The organism is Bacillus cereus group sp. RP37, assembly GCF_040459695.1.
In the GTDB taxonomy this organism is placed as follows: Bacteria; Bacillota; Bacilli; order Bacillales; family Bacillaceae_G; genus Bacillus_A.
The window spans coordinates 3,734,470-3,752,450 of record NZ_JARVHP010000001.1; the positions used below are offsets into that span (position 1 = coordinate 3,734,470).

The window sequence follows — 17,981 nt, forward strand, 5'->3', positions numbered from 1 at the left end:
CTATCCCCTTTATATTTTAAATGACTTCTATACGTTCCATAGTAAGTGAATACACATTTTCATATCCTGCTATGCTAAGCTTTTTCTGTAATCGATCCGTATCCTCTTTCAAAGCGTGTACTAACACCGTATGTTCTGGTAATAATGTATTTAACATCTCTTTCACATCTCTTATACTTTGGTGAACTTTATATGGAACTCGCTTCACCCTACATTCTTTACCTACACGTTCTTTCAAAACTTTGTCTGCAAAACTCCCTTTAGCAATATGTCCAGTAAATATAATTGAATTTCGTTCTTCATACCGAACTTGTTCATAATATAACTGCACTCGTTTCGTTTGCATATTCGCATCACTCATTACAACTATTCCATAACTATGTTGTGTACTGATGTCATCATCCATAACTATTACGTTTCTTTTTAAACTTTCCATTAGCTCTTCAAGTTCTTCATTATTTTTGATCCAATCTTTATATACGATCATCTCTTCGAATCCAGCCAAAATTTCTTGATCTACTATAATGGGAAGTTCTTTATATTTTTTATATAAATACAATACGATATCTTGCGCCCTACCGAGCGGTGGCAATGGTAGTAATGCTATTCCTTTCTTTTGCGCAACTCGTTCAATTTCTGTACACAGTTCATTTACTCGTTCATGTTGCGAAACATCATCAGTATGATAAGCTGCATCTACAATTGCAACTTTTATATCGCCGCGCAATTTCTCAGGTAAATTAGCTCGGAGTATGTTAGACTCTGCTGAATAGTCGCCAGAATAAAATACATATGTATGACTCATATCCACTAAAAACCAAACAGCCCCTAATACATGTCCACTATACCCCCATTGAAACCGTAATGTAGGAGTAATCTGTACCCATTCATTCGGATTACTAATCTCATCAATATATACATAATTTAAATCTTTAACATTTTGGTCGTTATAAGGTACATTCCATCCTCGCGTCAAATTGTAGTTTCTCCATTTTTCATAATAAGTTGGAAGTTGCTCCTTCGTATAACGAGTCGTCCAAATTTTTTTCTTATATCCATACTTCGCTAATAAAGGTAAACCCATCGTATGATCTTCATGAATATGCGATAAAAATACTGCATCTAAAAACGGCACAACTTCCCTCTCTATTTTTGGATAACTATCCTCATATGATCGATTAATACCACAATCAAATACTATTTTCGTCTCTTTATTTTTCACAAAATAGCAGGAACGACCGTATTCTCCCGCTCCTCCCCATACTTCCATCCTCATCATGCTACCCCTTTTCGTTTTTGCTCCATATGTTGCAGAAGTAATAAGCACATTGTTGTAAGTCCAACAGAAACGACAGCCATCGCCATTCCTATAGATACTTCTCCTTGTTCAAATTGAGCAAAAATAAATGTTGCTGACGTTTCTACTGATGGAGGTAGTACGAGAAGCGATGCTACTAACTCTCGTATCGATATCGTAAATGTCATCGCCCATCCAGCAAGAATACCTGGGATAATAAGAGGTAATATTATTTTTCTAAAAATATAAATATAATTCCCAGAAAAAATACTTCCTGCCTGTACAAGAGAATCATCAATTTGTCCGAGCGATGCTTTTACATACTGCACCGTATAAGGTAAAAAAAGAACAACATACGTTACGATAACCATGACTGGTGTATTGTAAATAGACAGAGGCATATAGGGTGAATTCCAAAATAATATAAGACCTACAACCATCACAATTCCTGGTACCATATTTGGTAACATACCGCACATATCAAGCCATTTTTCAGAGGACTTTTTCCCCTTTCGAATCATAAGTGCCAAAAATACTCCAATCATTACAGCAATAATCGCCGTTATAAGTGAAAAAAGAAAACTGTTCCATAAAGCTTCTAATCCTGGAGATCCTATTGTAAATAATGCTTCATAATGGCTTGTTGTAAAGTTATTTAACTGCAAGCCGCCGCCCCTTAATTTCGATAATGAAGCAATAAGTATAGAAAAATACGGGATTCCAATTGCTACTATGAGTAAAGCAATTACATAAAACCATGCTACAATGCGCGTAAATATAGACAATGTATACCTTTTAGATTTCACACCTTTTCCACTAACCATTGCATATGAGTACTTTCGATTCAATACATTTTGCATATACCAAATGAGCATACACGCACTAAGTAATAAAGAAGATAATGCTGTTGCACTACTAAAATCAATCGGCCAACTCGAAATAAATTTATGAATCTCTGATGTTAACACGTGGAACCCTATTCTACGTCCGAATGTAGCCGGTGTTCCAAATTCAGCAATCGTCTTTACGAAAATGAGTAAAGCACCCATTACATAACTTGATACTAATAATGGCAATATTATTTTTCTTAAACGATAGAAAAAGCTTCCGCCATGAACTGCTGCTGCTTCTTCTTTACTACTCCCAATCTGAAGTAACGTGTTTTTCAACATGAAGTAAAGGAATGGGAATAAATGCAGACTCATAATTAAAACCATACCCCCTAAACTAAAAAACGAGGCTGAAATCGTCTTTAGCATCGGAAAAAACTGTTCGAAATAGCCGTTCGGTTGCATGAACAAAATCCATCCCATCGATCCAATATACGGCGGTGTCATAAATGGGATCATAAAAACAACATCTAGCTTACTATACTTTCCGACATCTGTTTTGCTCATAATGAACGCCAATGGAAATGCAAATATGGTTGCTCCTATTACTACAAGTACACCTAGAAGCATCGAATTTAGAAAAATCCCAGCTAATCCACCACTCTGCATGAGTTCAAAAGGCTTTAAAAAATTCCAACTGCTATTTTCATATACACTAGAAAATAAAATGAGAAAAAGCGGAATGACGATTAACATCGCCACAAGTAACAACGCTACCGTCATTCCAATTTGTCTTACTGAAACGAATCGATTTACCATGTAATCACCATCTTATTGGAATACTTTCTTAAATTGTTTTCCTATTTCATCTTGTTCTTTCTCCACTGTCTTCCAATCAATATTTAATACTGGAATCTCTTCTACATTCGGTCTATTTTCAGCTTTTATATCTGTTCTACCTGGTAATAAATACGCTTTAGAAATTTGTTTTTGCACATCATCTGATAATAAATAATCAATAAACTCTTTTGCACCTTCTACATTTTTACTATCCTTCATAATGCCTGCTGCACGTGGGCTAATAACTGTTCCGCTTTTTGGATATACGATATCAACTGGTTCACCCTTTGCTTTCGCACTATACGTCATATAATCAACACCCGCAATGACCATATCTTTTGCACCTGTTACTACTGGATCTAACGCTTCTTGATTTGCCCCTGCTACTGTAACTTCATTTTTCTTAAGCTGTTCAAATAAATCCCAACCATCTTTTCCATTCTTTTTCACATATCCTGTTACAAAGTCTAAAGCTGAACCTGAAAGTGATGGATCTGGAAGGTTCACTTTTCCTTTCCATTCCCCTTTTGTTATATCGCTCCAATCTTCAGGCGCTGTCTTCACATTTTTTGTGTTATACACAATTCCTAACGCTGAAGCACTATATCCAAAATAATGCCCTTTATCGTCCGACCATTCAGAACGAAGCTTATCAGCTTGTTTCGCTTCTTTATAAGGTAACGTTTGCCCATCTTTCTTTAATCCTTCCATCGCTGGTAAAGATGCAAGTACGACTACGTCAACAACTGGATTTTTCTTTTCAGCTTCCATTCTCGCTAAAATCTTACCTGTTGTTCCTTGAAACATTTCTACTTTTATACCAGTTTTCTTTTCAAAGTCTTTTTGAATTTTTTCTGCTAATCCTTTTGGCCCTGCACTATATACAACAATTTTCTTTTCATTCGCATTTTTATTTTTGGCATCTGCACTACCTGTCTTTGAACTACACCCTGTTACTACAGCAGAAAATAGTAAAGTACATACAAATAAAGACTTAAGCGAACTGAATTTCTTCATACGATTCTCCCCCTATATGATGAATACATTTTTTCGGTACATATAACGATACTGGTTTCCCGATGCTTAGCTTACTATTGTGATAAGCTGTCCATACACCGAGTGTCCCCATGTCTACTTTCACTTCATAACGTTCTCCTACATATGTAACGTGCCGAATTTCACCTGTATACATTTCGCACACTTCATTTTTCGTCCAACTCACATGCTCTGGACGAACCATTTGTTTCCCCTCTACAAGCCAATTTGCTTTGCCAACAAATTTTGCAACAAATTCATGAGACGGTTTCACATAAATGTCTTCTGGTGTTCCTTTTTGTAATACTTCTCCTTGTTTCATGACAATAATTTGGTCTGACATTGACATTGCTTCTGTTTGATCGTGGGTGACATACAATGCCGTTAATCCGATCGAATGAACAATGTCCATAAGCTCTAATCGCATTTCTTCTCGCAAAATTGCATCGAGTGCACTCAGCGGTTCATCAAACAAAATAAAATGTGGTTTCGTTACAATCGCTCTAGCAAATGCGACACGTTGCTGCTGTCCACCAGAGAGTTCATGCGGATATCTTTTCTCCATCCCTTGCAGGCGAACTCGCTTTATCGCATCTTCTACTTTTTCCCGTAATTGATTCGTTTGCTTTGTAGCCCTTAAACCAAATGCAACATTTTCAAATACAGTCATATGCGGCCATAAAGCAAAATCTTGAAATACCATCCCGATATTACGTTCATGAGGAGATGTTTTTATTTTTTTGGTTGAAGAATACATGCACGTATCTCCAAAATAGATTTCACCTTTATCTGGCTCTTCAAGTCCTGCAATCATTCTAAGCAAAGTCGTTTTTCCACATCCAGAAGGTCCTAACAGTGTGGTGAATTCACCTTGTTTCATGACAATTTGTAACGGTTTTAACGCCTGCGTTTTTCCAAACGTCTTTTCTAATCCATGAATTTTAATATCCATCGTTTCACCTCTCTCCCCTTACTCTTAACCTGCTTTCATTCTATCTGGAAGATTTATACTGAATGTTAATGTACTGTAAAGATTAAATTAAAAAACTTCTAATAAACTATTTATTTCTATAGATTTTTTCTATAGTTAAAATAAAAAAGGCGGCAACTCATAATGAATCTCTTAAAATTAGAAATTGTAGTGCTTATTAAGAAATATAAAAAACTTACGATTGTTGCAGAAAAACTTGGTGTTAAACAGCCTACTATTACATTCCATATAAAAAGCTTAGAAGAGGAACTCGGGGTATCTTTATTTGAATTACGTTCCGGAAGATATTTCTTAACAGAGGCTGGTGAGGCATTGCATCATTATGCTTGTAAGATAGATGCACTTATGAAAGAAGCTAGGCGGGTCACGCAAGAGTTTAAAGATTTTCATAAAGGTGCTATAACAATTGGTGCTAGTTATGTACCAGCGACTTATCTTTTACCAGAAATTATTCACCAATTTCAATGCGAATTCCCAAATATAAAAATAACAATCATGGTAAAAACAGCTCCTGAAATTCGAACGATGCTACAAAATCATGAAATCGATCTCGGGGTAATTTCTGCGGCACCGTTTGATGAATCACTTTTAAAACAGACGCATGTAATGCCTGATACACTTGTTCTTGCTTTCTCAAAAGAACATCATTTTTCAAAAAAAGAAAATATATCATTACAAGATATCGAAAAAGAACGTATACTATTGCATCGTAACCCATCTACAACGAGAGATTTACTTACGCAATGGATGTTAGAACATAACATTACGTTCCAATCTGAAATTGAATTAGATTCATTAGAAACGATGAAACAAATTTTAAAATATGGTAATGGAGTTGCCTTTATTTCTAAACTCGCTATTGAACAAGAAGTACAACGAAATGAACTATGCTACATACCCATCCCTGGATTTGAATTTCAACGTAACATTTATACGATTCATCATGAGGACAGGTGGAATTCTAAAATTATTTCTTTTTTACTACATAGCATCACTTCTTATGTAGCAAAAAATTAAAAGGCTGTCGTGTATAACGACAGCCTTTTAAACTATTACTCTATTTATTTTTCTTCGCTTCAATTTTTGCTTGTGCCTCTTCAGCCTTATCTAATGCTTCTGAAACTTTCTTCTCTTTTTCTTTCACTTCATCTATACTGTCGACAGCTTTAATGAGTTTATCGATTCCTTCTTCTTCTACTTTTCTCCGTTTTGCCACTCTTTCATTTACTTTCTTTTCCACATCTTTTGCTTTTTGAAGCATATCCTCTGCATTTGATGTTACAGCTTTTTCAAGTGCATCGTCTTTTTTCTTTTGTAGCACTTCATTTGCAATATCTTTCGTTTCTAAATACTTACCATCTTTTAATGCTGTCGCACCTCGATCCAATAACTGAGCGACTTCTTTATATGCCTTCGCTTCATTTCCTGTTTTCTCTTTTTCCGCTTTTTCAAACCACATAATCGCATCACTATATTTTTCATTTTTCAATGATTGCATACCTGTTTCAATATACGTGTCATAATTACTGCATCCAGCCATTACGACTAATAGAAAAAGCATAACAAAACTTAATTTTTTCATGATGTTTTCTCCTTTTCTTTGCCTGCTCACCTTACTGTAACACACATGAAAAAGAGTTTCAAAAACTAAAATACTAATTCAGTCATTTTTATAATGATAAGTTAAATTTTTATTATTTTCTTATTTTTAAGCCGACACATCCACTTGTTTTTTCACCATATGTTGCTTTACTCCAACTACTACAACTAACAATAAACCTCCGCCTATCGTCATCATAACAATGCTAGTTGGCAACATATCTAATAATAATCCATATACAATCATACCGAGTGGTGCGATTGCAGTAGCAATTGTTTCAAGTAGGCCAAACACACGCCCTAAATAGCTCGGATCTGTCGTTTTTTGCATATGTACTTGCATCGGAATATTTACAATCATAATTGCTATACCCGTTAACATCATAAAAGCAATATAGTAAATAAAACTTGCCCCTTTTGAAATGGTAACTACCAATGGGAAGACTGTACATAAACTTAAACCCGCAAACAAAAACAGCCCCGTATAAATAGAACGAAACGGATTATTCACTTCTTTACGCACCGATAAAGCAATCGCACCCATTAGCATCCCGACTGCTAACATTCCCTCTACAGTACCGAGTTGCTTTGAAGATAGATGCAATGTATGGACGATAATATATGGAAGTGCTACGGTTAGCCCACACGCAAAAAAGTTTACCCACAGCGCTATTTTCATTAAACCATATATTTCATGCTGTCGTTTTACATATGAAAATCCTTCTTTTATGCTCGTCAAGAAACGCTCTTTACTCTCAGCCACTTCTTTTTTGTATAAATCAAATACGATAAATAATTGCAGAATTACTGCTAAAAAGAACGTAATACTATTTAATAAAAAGAACGACTTAATTGAAAAGAAACCAAATACAACTCCACCAATAATTGGCCCTAGAATATTTGATAAAGACGCTGCCGTTTGATTTAAAGCACTCGCTTTTTGAATACGCCCTTCATCTACTAAATTAGGAATAGACGAAGTTAATGCAACAGAATAAAAACTCGCACAAATTGATAATAATGCTGCTGAAATATAAATAAAAAGAAGTGACGGCCCAAATATAGTAGCAAGAATAAACATAATAAGCATCGTTAAACTACTTAATAAATCCGTGCCAATGACAAGCCATTTTCGATTCACACGATCAGCTACAGCACCTGCAATTGGACCACAAATCATCCTTGGTAGTGATCCGCAAACGAGCGTAATAGCAAACCCCATCCCTGAACCAGTTGTCTTTAATACGTATAACCCCATTGCGAATGTATAAATACCTGCGCCTAATAAAGACGTCATTTTTCCAATCATCATTAAAATGATATTTCTCGTTGCAATCTTCATTCTTGTATCATGTTGTCCTATACTTATATCTCCCATAACGAATCTCTCCCCTTAAAAGTTAAATTGTGTTAAACTTATTATATAATCAACTTTCCAATTATTACAACAAAAAGTTTAATTGTATTTAACTTTTCAATTATAAAGGAGCTACAATATGGCAACTCTCGGCGAAAAAATTAAGGCATTGCGAAAAGAAAAAAAGCTTACGCAAACTGAACTGGCAGGTTCTGAACTAACGAAAAGTATGCTTAGTCAAATTGAAAATGGAAAAGCGACACCTTCCATGAAAACATTACAATATATCGCTGAAAAACTTGAATGTGAAGCGAGTTTTTTATTAGAAGATGATGATGGAGAAATTGTAGAACTCATTACAAAAATGGAGCAACTCATAAAGGAAAACAAATGTGATGAAGTGTATGAGGCTTTACTACCTATCGTTCAAAAAGAGCTCCCTTCTACTTTAAATACGGCTCATATATACAAACAATTCGTAACTGCCGCGGTGATTATAAAAGATTACAACATTGAATCTTACGTAGAAAAAGCTGTTTCTATTTTTGAAAAATATAAGTTATACCGCGACAGTACGGAAACAAAATTAAAATTATCTTTTGCAATATTCACACGTAAAAAGTATGCAGAATGTTTACAACTTATATCTAATATTAGAAATGATTATGAAGAGAAACATTTAGAAATGGATCTTATTATACATATTGATTTATGTTTATATGAAGCCATCATATTACTAGCATGTGGCGATTATGAAAAATGTGAAAAAACGATATTAGAGACACTCGCATTTTCAAAAAAACATCAAGTGTATTATAAAACAGATGTATTTTACCGGATTTTATCTTATCAAAAAGTCATTACAGTTGATAAAGAACAATATTTATATTACATAAAAAAATCTGAGCAATTTGCCATTTTTACAGAAGACACTCTATCCATTGCGATGATCGATATTTTAAAAGCTTACTACTACAACACGATTACTAATGAATATACAATCGCATTAAAACATGTAGAACAATTTCAAGAAAAACTAAAAGATCAGCCCATTTTTCAAGACGACGGATTGTATTATCTTGAAAAAGGAAAAGCTTTATACGGATTAAAACGTTACGAAGAAGCTTTACAAGCATTGCAACGTGCTATTATACCAGATTATATGAACCATCCGCTTGACCAATCGTGGCTTACAACAGCAGGTGCATATCGTGCACTTTGTTACGTCAAACTGAATGATAAAAAAAGAGCTCTTGAAGAAGCAACAAAAGCAAATGAAATGATACAATCGTATCCAGATTCTATTTTCTCTGCATTTATTAAAGAAACATTACAAATAATACAAAAACTTTAAGAATGTCTCGAAATGGTATATTATTCCTCTTTTTTAGCAAAGATAATAATGATGGGAGGAATATAAATGAATATTCAACATGCAAAAGAGCTTTCTGCGTCATCAGAACAAGCGAATGTCAGTTTTCAAGGCATGCCTGTTACCATTCAACACGTCGATGAAAACAACGAAACCGCCCGCATATATGAAGTAAAAAATCCAGGACGCGAATTAACTGTTCCAGTTAATAGCTTAGAGGAAATATAAAAAATGCCACTTCATTTTTGAAGTGGCATTTTTCTTCCTTTAGATTACTTATTATAAATTTCTTCTATCTTCTATTTTACAGGAGCTGAAAAAACAAGAATTTTCTACTTCTTTTCTTTTTATGACCTGCTAAAATACAAACTATGGATTAATTATTCACACTATACATTAAGGGGGAAACATAATGGCATCTAATTTAGAAAAAAACAAGTCTTATTATGCAGTTATATTTACTTCTAATTTATCAAATGATACGGCAGACTATAGTACCGTTGCCGACAAAATGGAGGAACTTACAAAGCAGCAACCTGGATTTCTAGGTGTAGAAAGTGCGCGAGATCATTCAGGACTTGGAATCACAATTTCTTATTGGGAATCTCTTGCGGCAATTGAAAATTGGAAACAGAACGCCTTACATAAAGAAGCGAAAAAAAGAGGTCGTGAGCAATGGTATGAAAACTTCCACCTGCGTATCTGCCTTGTTGAAAAAGAATTTAAGTTTCATAGAGGTACTTTATAACTATGAAGAAAAAATTAGCTCTCGTTGCTGTTCATGAAATATATGGTGTGAACGACCATATGCATCACGTTACCCACCACTTCACTTCATCTCAAATAGATGTATTCTGTCCTAATCTTCTACAACCACAACACGCATTTCATTATAGTGATGAAGAAAAAGCATATGAACATTTTGTAAATCATGTTGGATTTGATGATGGGAAATACCAAATTGAAGAATTCATCAATACTCTTTCAAGTAATTATACACATATTGGACTTATCGGCTTTAGTGTTGGCGCTACCATCTCATGGCTATGTAGTAACAATCCGAAAATAGATTTTATTATCGGCTGTTACGGTTCTCGTATACGTGACTATATTCATATGAAACCAACATGTACTACCTTACTTATCTTCCCTGAAAAAGAAGCTAGTTTTTCAGTATCCTCTTTAATTCAAACATTGCAGCAACAAAAGAATCCTTTATTAGAAATACAACAACTACACGGTGAACATGGATTTTTAAATCCGTACACTGAAAAATATAACGAGCACTCTACAAAGCAAGCATACAATTTAATAGATTCATTTCTTGCAAAAACAATCTTATAAAGGAGACTCAAATGACGCTTACATTACTCTTACTTATTTTCATACTCATTGCCTTTATGTCAGCGCTAACTATCATTTTTGTAACAGTAAAAAAAGGGGAGTTTTTCAAACGCCCCTACTTACAATCTATTATCGTTTGCATTTTATTTTTTACAAATTGGATCTTATATGTAACAACTTTTTATGGTTTACTTCCTGAGAAAGTTAGCGAATTCATATTCCTGCCCATTTGGTTTTTCCTTTGTATTTTAGGTTTTATCGTTTTCTGGCGCGAATGGAGAAACAATCGTGTGTTCTCCATATGTATCGGTTTTCTTTCCTTTATTAGTTTTCTCTTTGGTTTATTGTTGTTACTTCTTTCGGGGATGTAGTTGTTGTAAAGAGGATAACATACCTCTTTACAACAACTTTTTTCGTTCCATGACGAAAGGAATTAGTAAATATAAAGCATACGCAATAACCATCCAAATGGTAAATGATATGATTTGCTGCGAGGATAATTGTGAGAATATATTAGAGGAATTATATAAGATGTAAGAATCTAAAATTAAACCTATGGCTGTACCACATATACCTAACTTAATAACTGCATATTTCGTAGTATCTAGTTTTTTGTATAACCACATTACAAAGTATAAAGCTATAGCTGTTCCTAATTCAAGAAACGTCATGTGTAGAAAAAAGCTATTTGAAGTGTATTCTAATAAAACGGAAGAACCGAAAATAATGAAGAATGTTGAGGCAAAAAGCCAAACGCCAATAGAAAATAAAATAGTGAGCCAAAGTTTATTATTCACTACCATCTCCTCCCTTTTGTAGCACTGTAAACTTTTCCAAGAGCATATACAAATCACCATATACTTTATCTTTCGAAAAAGATGGATTGAATAATGCTTGCAATGCCAACCCGTCAATTAATGCATTACATAAAATGCTCCACGTTTCAGTTGAAATTTGAGATGTCATTGTATCTCCTACTTTTTTATTTAACACTCTTGTTAATTCTTGATTTTCATAATGTAACAGTTCACCAATTTTATCTTTCATTGCATCATTTTGTAATCCACTAGCTACTAATTGAAAAAATAAATGATGATACATTGAATCTTTCACACATCTACTTTCGGCAGACTGTAAAGCCTTTTCTAACTGTACATCCTTTCCTATTTGTTCCCACGACGCTTTACAAAACGATTCGGTCACTTCAAGTAATAATTGATCCTTCGTTTTAAAATGATAATATACGGTACCTTGTGTAACTTGAGCACTCTCTGCAACTGCTTTTAATGTCAACTTTTCCATCCCGTGCTGTGCAATCATTTCTTTTGCTGCTTCTAGTAACTTCTCTTTATTAACAACGTTCGGTTTTGCCACTTCTATGACCACCTTTTAAGTTAGTTGGATAACCAACTTAATTATACAGAAAAATCAGATAAAGAGAAAGGAAGAAAAGCCAACATTCAACTTTTCTTCCTTCTATGTTTACCTTTAGATTTTACTGTCACTGACTCACAAGGTGTGTAATAAATTTGAGGTGTCGCCTTATCAACAAACATCATAAACGTAATGAAGCCGATAATAAAGAAAATAAATAACGTTAACAAAATTGCTCCTATCGTTAAAAGTATCATAACACCACCCCTATACCGTTCATGTTATTACACCTTTCGCTATTATATGAGCGTAATCCTTTTTAGAAAAAGAAACGTAACAAAATAATCACAATCACTCCTGTTAATACTGTACCTAATAAACTACGAGTATATATTGCAACAAGAAATGTTGGAATTGCTGCGATAAGGTAGTCCCACTGCATCGTCTCATGCATAAATAATACTTGTGCTAAAAGTGCTGCTAATATCGCAATTGGTATGTAATTTAACCATTTTAAACCCCAGTCTGGAATTTGTAGTTTGCTAAATACGAGAAGAGGTAAAATACGTGGTATGAGTGTGACAGCTCCTGCCGCTAGTAAAAGTAATAATACATCTAATCTCATTTCCATTTTTCAATCACCACTCCAATCGTCGCAGCTAATAATGTAGCAAGAATAACAGCTATACTATCTGGCATAAATAGGTGTGCAACGTATGCGATCATAATCGCTACAATTGCAACAGTAAGATGAATTGCTAGTTTCGGTTTACTACTTATGAGCTGAAGTACAAATAATCCGATAAACATTGCTGGTAATGCATAATCCATCCCGTACGTATGCGGATCTGGTATCCACTCACCAAACAGCCCGCCAATAATGGTAGCAAGTATCCAATTTAAATATGCTGTTACATTTAAGCCCATCATCCACCTGTCGCCTACATATCCTTTTTGCGCTGCATGCTGTACTGCCACGCCGAACGTTTCATCTGTAATTTGAGAACCGATAAATACGTTTTTTAATAGTGGAAGTTTCGTAAAGTATGGTGCAAGGGCAGCACTCATTAGAAGGTGGCGTAAATTAACAAAAAAGACGGTGAAAATAATTGCTGAAGCAGGAGCACCAGCTGCATACATACCAGCTAATATAAATTGGGCAGAACCTGCATAAATTAAAGTGGACATAAATGCAATTTCAATGATGGAGAAACCTGCTGTTTTTGCAATTACACCAGCTGCTATACCAATGCTCAAATAACCAAATACAGTTGGTAAACAATCTTTTACTCCTTGCTGAAATGTATCATCGCTCTGCAAAGCTACATGTGCCTGAGCTTTACTCATCCGTATCATCCTCCATTCCTTCTAAAGTTCGTTTTCCTGTTACGACATGAACTAAATCTATATTTTCACGCCATAACGTATCTAACTTATCAGCTCCAAATTCCTTCGTGATTTCTTCAACCATAATATCGTGTCGCACATACTCTGTAGCAACGAGAACTAAAGCTGGGTCATACGTTGTAACCGCCCATGAAGTACTATCATTTGAGAAGTTCGCAATTAATACTTCCTCTCCATCACGCGCAATAACAGTTAAATGACCGCCCATTCTCTTTTCAACAACGTGGGGCGTCATATAATTATGGTGAAACGTCGCGCCTATTTTTGTATTTGGAGCGCCGAACAGGATTGAAAATATATGTACACCTTCCTCTTCCTTTTGATGAAGATATGGCTCAATTTCATGCACTTGATCTTCCCATACAGAAATCCATAGCTCTTCCTTCGCCCTATTAATTATATTGCATATTTCTTTTACAACACGATCATTGGAGCGAATATGCGAAATTACATCTATTTGTCGCTCTTGTTCTAAACCATTTAATTTCTGGTCTAAAAATTCAAAGGACTTTTCAAAATCCCTTCGCATTCGATTCATTAACTCCGTAGCTGGTACTGGTACATATTTCACTGGCTCAGTAGGAACAATATGCACCGCTCCTTTATCCATCAATTTACCGAGTACTTCATAAATCATCGAACGAGGTACCCCTGTTTGTTTACTCACTTCATACCCAGTTACTGGAGAATGTTTTAGTAGTCCAATATACGCTTTACATTCGTACTGAGAAAAACCTAACTTTTGTAATTCCTTTATAATTTCATCCATCGGTAATCCCTCACATTCTATATAACTCTCATCTCAAAACGATGTATGTATATTAGTAGTTATTAGTATACCTACTAATATAAAAAAACAGACCCGTAAAGTCAATTGATAATTCTGAAATTTATACCAAAAATAAAAAGCCTTCTTATGAAAGGCTTTTTATACATATCCTGTTATTTTAACTGCAAAGATTTTGATGCATTTCCCCTTAAATGTTCGCGCAAAGTAGAACCCGTATACTCTTCTCTAAATACACCAGCCTTCACAAATAAAGGAATGACTTCACTAAAAAATAGATTTAGTGACTTTGGAGGTCCTCCTGGAATGGCAATAAATCCATCTAACGCTCCAGCCTCAAATCTATCCATAATTTGCTTCGCAACGTCTTGCGGTGTACCAACTGCAACCCAATGAGCGGAGCCAACAACTTCTGGTCGTTCTAGTATTTGTTCAACAGTTGGTTCATTTTTCATAATGAAGTTCCATAATAATTCGGCATGTGTTTTACTGCGAACCGTTTGATCCCGACTTGGCAGCATCTCTTCTGTAACCTTACTTTCCAGCGGAATCCCTCTAGCGTCTAGTCCGAGAACCATTTCGAGTAACGAGTATCTCTTTTCTTTTGTGAGATGTTGATGAGCTTGCCTATGCATTTCTAACGCTTCTTCATATGTATCGCCGATAAAGAAATATAATCCAGGCAATACACGTATATCATCTTGCTTTCGGCCATGCTGTTCTGCTCTTTTTCTTAAATCTTGACGCAGTTCCATTCCTGACTCTACATCTGGCGTTGCAGCAAAAATTGCATCAGCAACAGAAGCAGCAAAATTCCGGCCTGACTCTGAAGCACCAGCTTGGAATAATGGCATTTCCCCTGAAATATGCTGCGGAATATTTAGTGGACCTTTCACCTCAAAGTATTCACCATTATGCTCAATAGGCTTTACCATCTCTCTAATAACATCAGGATTATCTACTTTCAATACTTCATTAGGGTGACTACCCCAAAGCTTTCTTACTAACGCTGTACATTCTGCCGCTTTTGCGTATCGCTCTTCTGATGATGGCATCCCTTCCTCACCAAAGTTTTCAGCACCGTCAATGGATGTGACAATATTCCACCCTACTCGGCCGTTACTAATCCAGTGTAAAGATTGTAATTGCCTCGCTAGTATATATGGTGGATAAAACGAAGTTGAAGCAGTCGTCACGACTCCAATTTTTTCTGTTGCGTACGCAATAGCAGTAAACAGTAACGTCGGATCTAAAATGACATTCCCTTTATTACGAGCAATTAAATCTGGGTGCGCCACTAAATAATCTGCTTTAAAAACAAAATCTAACTTCGATTTTTCTGCCTGTTTCGCTAACTCTACTTGTTCATCAATTCCCGAATCAAATATACACTCTTCCTCTTTCTTTCTAGAAATTAAACATAATCCAATACAAAGTTGTTTGTTTGTAGACATATACACACCATCCCCTTGTTTTTAATTCACTTAGTTAAACGAATGTTGCTGTCATTATGAAATTCCATTCTTATAGAAATGAATAAAATGATAATGATTATCAATATCATTTTATGGTGTAACTGTAATAAATGCAATAAAAAAAGACTCCCACTAACGGGAGTCTTCTATCTCAATATTTCATTCGCTTCTTTTTCATAAATTTTATCAAACGAAGTCATAACACGTTGTGACGCTGAAATCATTTTTTGATCCGTCATAAGATCAGCCATCTCTTTCGTCATATCTACATTTGAATTTTCTAGCATATGATTTTTTACTGTCCCTGTTCCGTTCGGTAAATCAGCAATGTTTCCTTCTGCTAGTGTAAAGCTTTTGTTCTCTCTTTGTACGAGACGATTATTCGCTTCTGCACCTACTGTTTTTGTTTGCAGGCGGGCAATATTATTTTGTGTTACTGCATCATATAACGTACCGTCTGCTTGTACAGCTACTTTTGCTCCTTCTGGAATACGAATACGTTCATTATTCTCTCCCATTACGAAAGCGCCTGAAGTTGTTTGCAAATAACGATCACTATTTACTGTAAAACTACCGTCTCTCGTTAAAAACGTTTCATTATTTTTAGATGTAACGAAAAACGAAGCTGCGCCAGACGTACCGTCATCTAAAAAGAAATCTGTAGCACTATTTGTCATTTGTATATTTCCTTGTACTAAGTTCACATGCGTTGCGGCTGGTACTACAGCGTAATCGACCGAACCGATATTTGTCACAGCTCCATCACCACGGCGATATGTGTCTTGTACATCAAATACTTTAGAAGTCATATTTTCTGCTTTAAATCCTGTCGTTTGAGCATTTGCAACGTTATTCGAATGAACATTAATGCGCTGCATATAATTCATCATACCCATAGAACCTATATAAAGACCGTTCATACTCGTTTGAATAAGGCAGTTGCCTTATCCTTCACCTCTTTTCTATGATGTTTGCAACATTTGTTTCGCTAAATGTTCAGCTGTAGCGATATGTATATGTTGCTTCACGTCTTGTCCGTCTGTCATTAATACAATTGGAGCTGATGATACTGCTGGAATTTTCAACAATTCACCACTACTTGCTGTTTCATCAAATTTCGTAAATACGATACCATCAATATGAATATCTTTGAAATTCGTAATGATTTCAATCATGTCTTTACTTTTCATCGAAGCTGATAACGTTAAACAAATATAATCTGGTTCTACTTGTCCCATCGTTTCAATCATTTCTTCCACTGTTTCTGTCGTACGATAATTTTTTCCGGCTGTATCAATTAAAATATAATCGACGCGCGCTTCTTCTTTAAAATACGTAAGCGCTCTTGTCATTGCAGCATCATCACGTACAGCAATTACTTCAAATCCAATTGTCTTGACGTAATCTTGCAGTTGCTGTACTGTCCCAATACGCGAATGATCTGTCGTAATAAAACCAACCGTTTTTTTCTTACCGTGAAATTGCCATGCCATTTTCGCAAGTGTCGTCGTTTTTCCAACACCTGTTGGACCAATTAATGCAATTGTTTGCACTTCTTTTTCAAAAACATTTTCCGTGTTGAAATGAGATCTCATATCTTCTAGTATATATCCGATCACTTCTTCTTCTGTAATCATCGTTGCATTCTCAAATTTCACTTTTAACTTTTCAGCATATGCATGAATGAAGTATTGTTCTACATCGTTTTGCTCTAGCATCCGAATTACTTTTTGAATAATAAATGGTACAGATTCTTGATTTTCTTTTTTTACAACTTCTTCTTTCTTGACGGGAACGACTTTTTTCACAGCTTTTTGCTTTTTCGTTACTTTCGTTTCTTCCGTCTGTTTCACAACGACGATACCTTTTTCAAACAGCTTTAATAGTTTTTCTTTCTTTTTTGCCCATTCTTCACTATTTCCTGTTTGCATCGCCGCGTATGACATAGAAGTCGTCACGTTTTCTAAATTGTGCAGTACCGATCGAATTCCATCCGCCTTCACAATTTGTTCAAAAGGGTCATTCACAACATCCATTAATTGTTCATGAAATTGAGTTGTGCCTTCGTTCACTTCTTCCTGTTTATCCTCTGGAAAAGCAACTAACATTTCATAATTCTTTTTCCAAAAAAACGGGATATTTCGTTTTACACTTTCATCGACAACGTAATAATAATCTGTACCATATTGGTCAAATAACTTTCGATACAATTCATTTTTCGAAGCTGCTTTTATTCGCATTAACGCTTCTTTTTTTTCTGTACTTTCCATTAC

Annotated in this window: 21 protein-coding genes; 6 read left to right on the plus strand and 15 right to left on the minus strand. The window is 35.2% G+C overall.

Annotation, left to right across the window (positions count from 1 at the left end):
* Window positions 1–16: 16 nt before the first annotated feature.
* The 4 genes from QCI44_RS19660 to QCI44_RS19675 are packed head-to-tail and all read right to left on the minus strand — an operon-like array spanning window position 17 to window position 4,954.
* A complete protein-coding gene (locus QCI44_RS19660; RefSeq protein WP_116349061.1) occupies window positions 17–1,279 on the minus strand; it encodes an MBL fold metallo-hydrolase in 1,263 nt (420 codons plus the stop codon).
* Window positions 1,276–2,946 carry an ABC transporter permease gene (locus QCI44_RS19665; RefSeq protein WP_016088495.1) on the minus strand — a complete coding sequence of 557 codons (1,671 nt, stop codon included), beginning with the start codon at window positions 2,944–2,946 and terminating at the stop codon, window positions 1,276–1,278. The genes QCI44_RS19660 and QCI44_RS19665 overlap by 4 nt, the downstream gene beginning before the upstream one ends.
* A gap of 12 nt (window positions 2,947–2,958) precedes the next feature.
* Complete coding sequence (locus tag QCI44_RS19670; protein ID WP_016088496.1) at window positions 2,959–3,984, minus strand: ABC transporter substrate-binding protein; 1,026 nt, start codon at window positions 3,982–3,984, stop codon at window positions 2,959–2,961.
* Window positions 3,962–4,954 (minus strand): ABC transporter ATP-binding protein, encoded by a 993-nt coding sequence (locus tag QCI44_RS19675; protein ID WP_098985850.1) that lies wholly within the window; start codon window positions 4,952–4,954, stop codon window positions 3,962–3,964. The genes QCI44_RS19670 and QCI44_RS19675 overlap by 23 nt, the downstream gene beginning before the upstream one ends.
* Before the next feature lie 162 nt (window positions 4,955–5,116).
* Here QCI44_RS19675 and QCI44_RS19680 point away from each other — a divergent pair, with 162 nt between their 5' ends.
* Window positions 5,117–6,010 (plus strand): LysR family transcriptional regulator, encoded by an 894-nt coding sequence (locus tag QCI44_RS19680; RefSeq protein ID WP_098485755.1) that lies wholly within the window; start codon window positions 5,117–5,119, stop codon window positions 6,008–6,010.
* 40 nt (window positions 6,011–6,050) lie between these two features.
* Here the strand turns inward: QCI44_RS19680 and QCI44_RS19685 are convergent, their stop codons facing one another.
* Window positions 6,051–6,575: a COG3014 family protein gene (locus QCI44_RS19685; protein ID WP_116329331.1), complete on the minus strand. Its 525-nt coding sequence runs from the start codon at window positions 6,573–6,575 to the stop codon at window positions 6,051–6,053.
* Window positions 6,576–6,701: 126 nt separating this feature from the next.
* The gene (locus QCI44_RS19690; protein WP_098485757.1) at window positions 6,702–7,970 is read right to left on the minus strand and encodes an MFS transporter; all 1,269 of its coding nucleotides are present in this window, start codon (window positions 7,968–7,970) and stop codon (window positions 6,702–6,704) included.
* Between the two features lie 118 nt (window positions 7,971–8,088).
* Between QCI44_RS19690 and QCI44_RS19695 the strand changes: the two genes are divergently transcribed.
* From QCI44_RS19695 to QCI44_RS19715, 5 genes are all read left to right on the plus strand, one after another.
* The gene (locus QCI44_RS19695) at window positions 8,089–9,303 is read left to right on the plus strand and encodes a helix-turn-helix domain-containing protein (RefSeq protein ID WP_098485758.1); all 1,215 of its coding nucleotides are present in this window, start codon (window positions 8,089–8,091) and stop codon (window positions 9,301–9,303) included.
* 66 nt (window positions 9,304–9,369) lie between these two features.
* Window positions 9,370–9,549 (plus strand): H-type small acid-soluble spore protein, encoded by a 180-nt coding sequence (locus QCI44_RS19700; RefSeq protein ID WP_353811409.1) that lies wholly within the window; start codon window positions 9,370–9,372, stop codon window positions 9,547–9,549.
* Between the two features lie 184 nt (window positions 9,550–9,733).
* Window positions 9,734–10,069 (plus strand): antibiotic biosynthesis monooxygenase family protein, encoded by a 336-nt coding sequence (locus QCI44_RS19705; RefSeq protein WP_088083562.1) that lies wholly within the window; start codon window positions 9,734–9,736, stop codon window positions 10,067–10,069.
* A gap of 2 nt (window positions 10,070–10,071) precedes the next feature.
* Window positions 10,072–10,665 (plus strand): dienelactone hydrolase family protein, encoded by a 594-nt coding sequence (locus QCI44_RS19710; RefSeq protein WP_088083561.1) that lies wholly within the window; start codon window positions 10,072–10,074, stop codon window positions 10,663–10,665.
* Between the two features lie 11 nt (window positions 10,666–10,676).
* On the plus strand, window positions 10,677–11,036 hold the full coding sequence (locus tag QCI44_RS19715) for a hypothetical protein (protein ID WP_016088505.1): 360 nt from the start codon (window positions 10,677–10,679) through the stop codon (window positions 11,034–11,036).
* 27 nt (window positions 11,037–11,063) lie between these two features.
* Here QCI44_RS19715 and QCI44_RS19720 read toward each other — a convergent pair whose 3' ends face one another.
* From QCI44_RS19720 to flhF, 9 genes are all read right to left on the minus strand, one after another.
* A complete protein-coding gene (locus tag QCI44_RS19720; RefSeq protein ID WP_016088506.1) occupies window positions 11,064–11,462 on the minus strand; it encodes a DUF5367 family protein in 399 nt (132 codons plus the stop codon).
* Window positions 11,455–12,039, minus strand: coding sequence for a TetR/AcrR family transcriptional regulator (locus QCI44_RS19725; RefSeq protein ID WP_016134076.1), 585 nt, complete (start codon window positions 12,037–12,039; stop codon window positions 11,455–11,457). The genes QCI44_RS19720 and QCI44_RS19725 overlap by 8 nt, the downstream gene beginning before the upstream one ends.
* A gap of 86 nt (window positions 12,040–12,125) precedes the next feature.
* The gene (locus QCI44_RS19730; protein ID WP_016088508.1) at window positions 12,126–12,296 is read right to left on the minus strand and encodes a DUF3951 domain-containing protein; all 171 of its coding nucleotides are present in this window, start codon (window positions 12,294–12,296) and stop codon (window positions 12,126–12,128) included.
* A 62-nt stretch (window positions 12,297–12,358) separates the two neighbouring features.
* A complete protein-coding gene (locus tag QCI44_RS19735) occupies window positions 12,359–12,670 on the minus strand; it encodes an AzlD domain-containing protein (RefSeq protein ID WP_033659657.1) in 312 nt (103 codons plus the stop codon).
* Window positions 12,661–13,386: an AzlC family ABC transporter permease gene (locus tag QCI44_RS19740; protein ID WP_016088510.1), complete on the minus strand. Its 726-nt coding sequence runs from the start codon at window positions 13,384–13,386 to the stop codon at window positions 12,661–12,663. Before QCI44_RS19740 ends, QCI44_RS19735 begins: the two co-directional genes overlap by 10 nt.
* A complete protein-coding gene (locus QCI44_RS19745; protein WP_098506217.1) occupies window positions 13,379–14,215 on the minus strand; it encodes a TrmB family transcriptional regulator in 837 nt (278 codons plus the stop codon). The genes QCI44_RS19740 and QCI44_RS19745 overlap by 8 nt, the downstream gene beginning before the upstream one ends.
* Before the next feature lie 173 nt (window positions 14,216–14,388).
* Window positions 14,389–15,687, minus strand: a complete 1,299-nt coding sequence (locus QCI44_RS19750) for an NtaA/DmoA family FMN-dependent monooxygenase (protein WP_098985851.1) — start codon at window positions 15,685–15,687, stop codon at window positions 14,389–14,391.
* Window positions 15,688–15,854: 167 nt separating this feature from the next.
* A complete protein-coding gene (locus QCI44_RS19755) occupies window positions 15,855–16,628 on the minus strand; it encodes a flagellar basal-body rod protein FlgG (RefSeq protein ID WP_098985852.1) in 774 nt (257 codons plus the stop codon).
* 42 nt (window positions 16,629–16,670) lie between these two features.
* Window positions 16,671–17,978, minus strand: coding sequence for a flagellar biosynthesis GTPase FlhF (flhF, locus tag QCI44_RS19760; RefSeq protein ID WP_098506214.1), 1,308 nt, complete (start codon window positions 17,976–17,978; stop codon window positions 16,671–16,673).
* Window positions 17,979–17,981 lie beyond the last annotated feature (3 nt).

Excerpts from the sequence above, each read along its gene's own strand:
- QCI44_RS19660 (WP_116349061.1), bottom strand. The coding sequence starts at position 1,279 with ATGATGAGGATGGAAGTATGGGGAGGAGCGGGAGAATACGGTCGTTCC.
- QCI44_RS19665 (WP_016088495.1), bottom strand. The coding sequence starts at position 2,946 with ATGGTAAATCGATTCGTTTCAGTAAGACAAATTGGAATGACGGTAGCG.
- QCI44_RS19670 (WP_016088496.1), bottom strand. The coding sequence starts at position 3,984 with ATGAAGAAATTCAGTTCGCTTAAGTCTTTATTTGTATGTACTTTACTA.
- QCI44_RS19675 (WP_098985850.1), bottom strand. The coding sequence starts at position 4,954 with ATGGATATTAAAATTCATGGATTAGAAAAGACGTTTGGAAAAACGCAG.
- QCI44_RS19680 (WP_098485755.1), top strand. The coding sequence starts at position 5,117 with ATGAATCTCTTAAAATTAGAAATTGTAGTGCTTATTAAGAAATATAAA.
- QCI44_RS19685 (WP_116329331.1), bottom strand. The coding sequence starts at position 6,575 with ATGAAAAAATTAAGTTTTGTTATGCTTTTTCTATTAGTCGTAATGGCT.
- QCI44_RS19690 (WP_098485757.1), bottom strand. The coding sequence starts at position 7,970 with ATGGGAGATATAAGTATAGGACAACATGATACAAGAATGAAGATTGCA.
- QCI44_RS19695 (WP_098485758.1), top strand. The coding sequence starts at position 8,089 with ATGGCAACTCTCGGCGAAAAAATTAAGGCATTGCGAAAAGAAAAAAAG.
- QCI44_RS19700 (WP_353811409.1), top strand. The coding sequence starts at position 9,370 with ATGAATATTCAACATGCAAAAGAGCTTTCTGCGTCATCAGAACAAGCG.
- QCI44_RS19705 (WP_088083562.1), top strand. The coding sequence starts at position 9,734 with ATGGCATCTAATTTAGAAAAAAACAAGTCTTATTATGCAGTTATATTT.
- QCI44_RS19710 (WP_088083561.1), top strand. The coding sequence starts at position 10,072 with ATGAAGAAAAAATTAGCTCTCGTTGCTGTTCATGAAATATATGGTGTG.
- QCI44_RS19715 (WP_016088505.1), top strand. The coding sequence starts at position 10,677 with ATGACGCTTACATTACTCTTACTTATTTTCATACTCATTGCCTTTATG.
- QCI44_RS19730 (WP_016088508.1), bottom strand. The coding sequence starts at position 12,296 with ATGATACTTTTAACGATAGGAGCAATTTTGTTAACGTTATTTATTTTC.
- QCI44_RS19735 (WP_033659657.1), bottom strand. The coding sequence starts at position 12,670 with ATGGAAATGAGATTAGATGTATTATTACTTTTACTAGCGGCAGGAGCT.
- QCI44_RS19740 (WP_016088510.1), bottom strand. The coding sequence starts at position 13,386 with ATGAGTAAAGCTCAGGCACATGTAGCTTTGCAGAGCGATGATACATTT.
- QCI44_RS19745 (WP_098506217.1), bottom strand. The coding sequence starts at position 14,215 with ATGGATGAAATTATAAAGGAATTACAAAAGTTAGGTTTTTCTCAGTAC.
- QCI44_RS19750 (WP_098985851.1), bottom strand. The coding sequence starts at position 15,687 with ATGTCTACAAACAAACAACTTTGTATTGGATTATGTTTAATTTCTAGA.
- QCI44_RS19755 (WP_098985852.1), bottom strand. The coding sequence starts at position 16,628 with ATGAACGGTCTTTATATAGGTTCTATGGGTATGATGAATTATATGCAG.
- flhF (WP_098506214.1), bottom strand. The coding sequence starts at position 17,978 with ATGGAAAGTACAGAAAAAAAAGAAGCGTTAATGCGAATAAAAGCAGCT.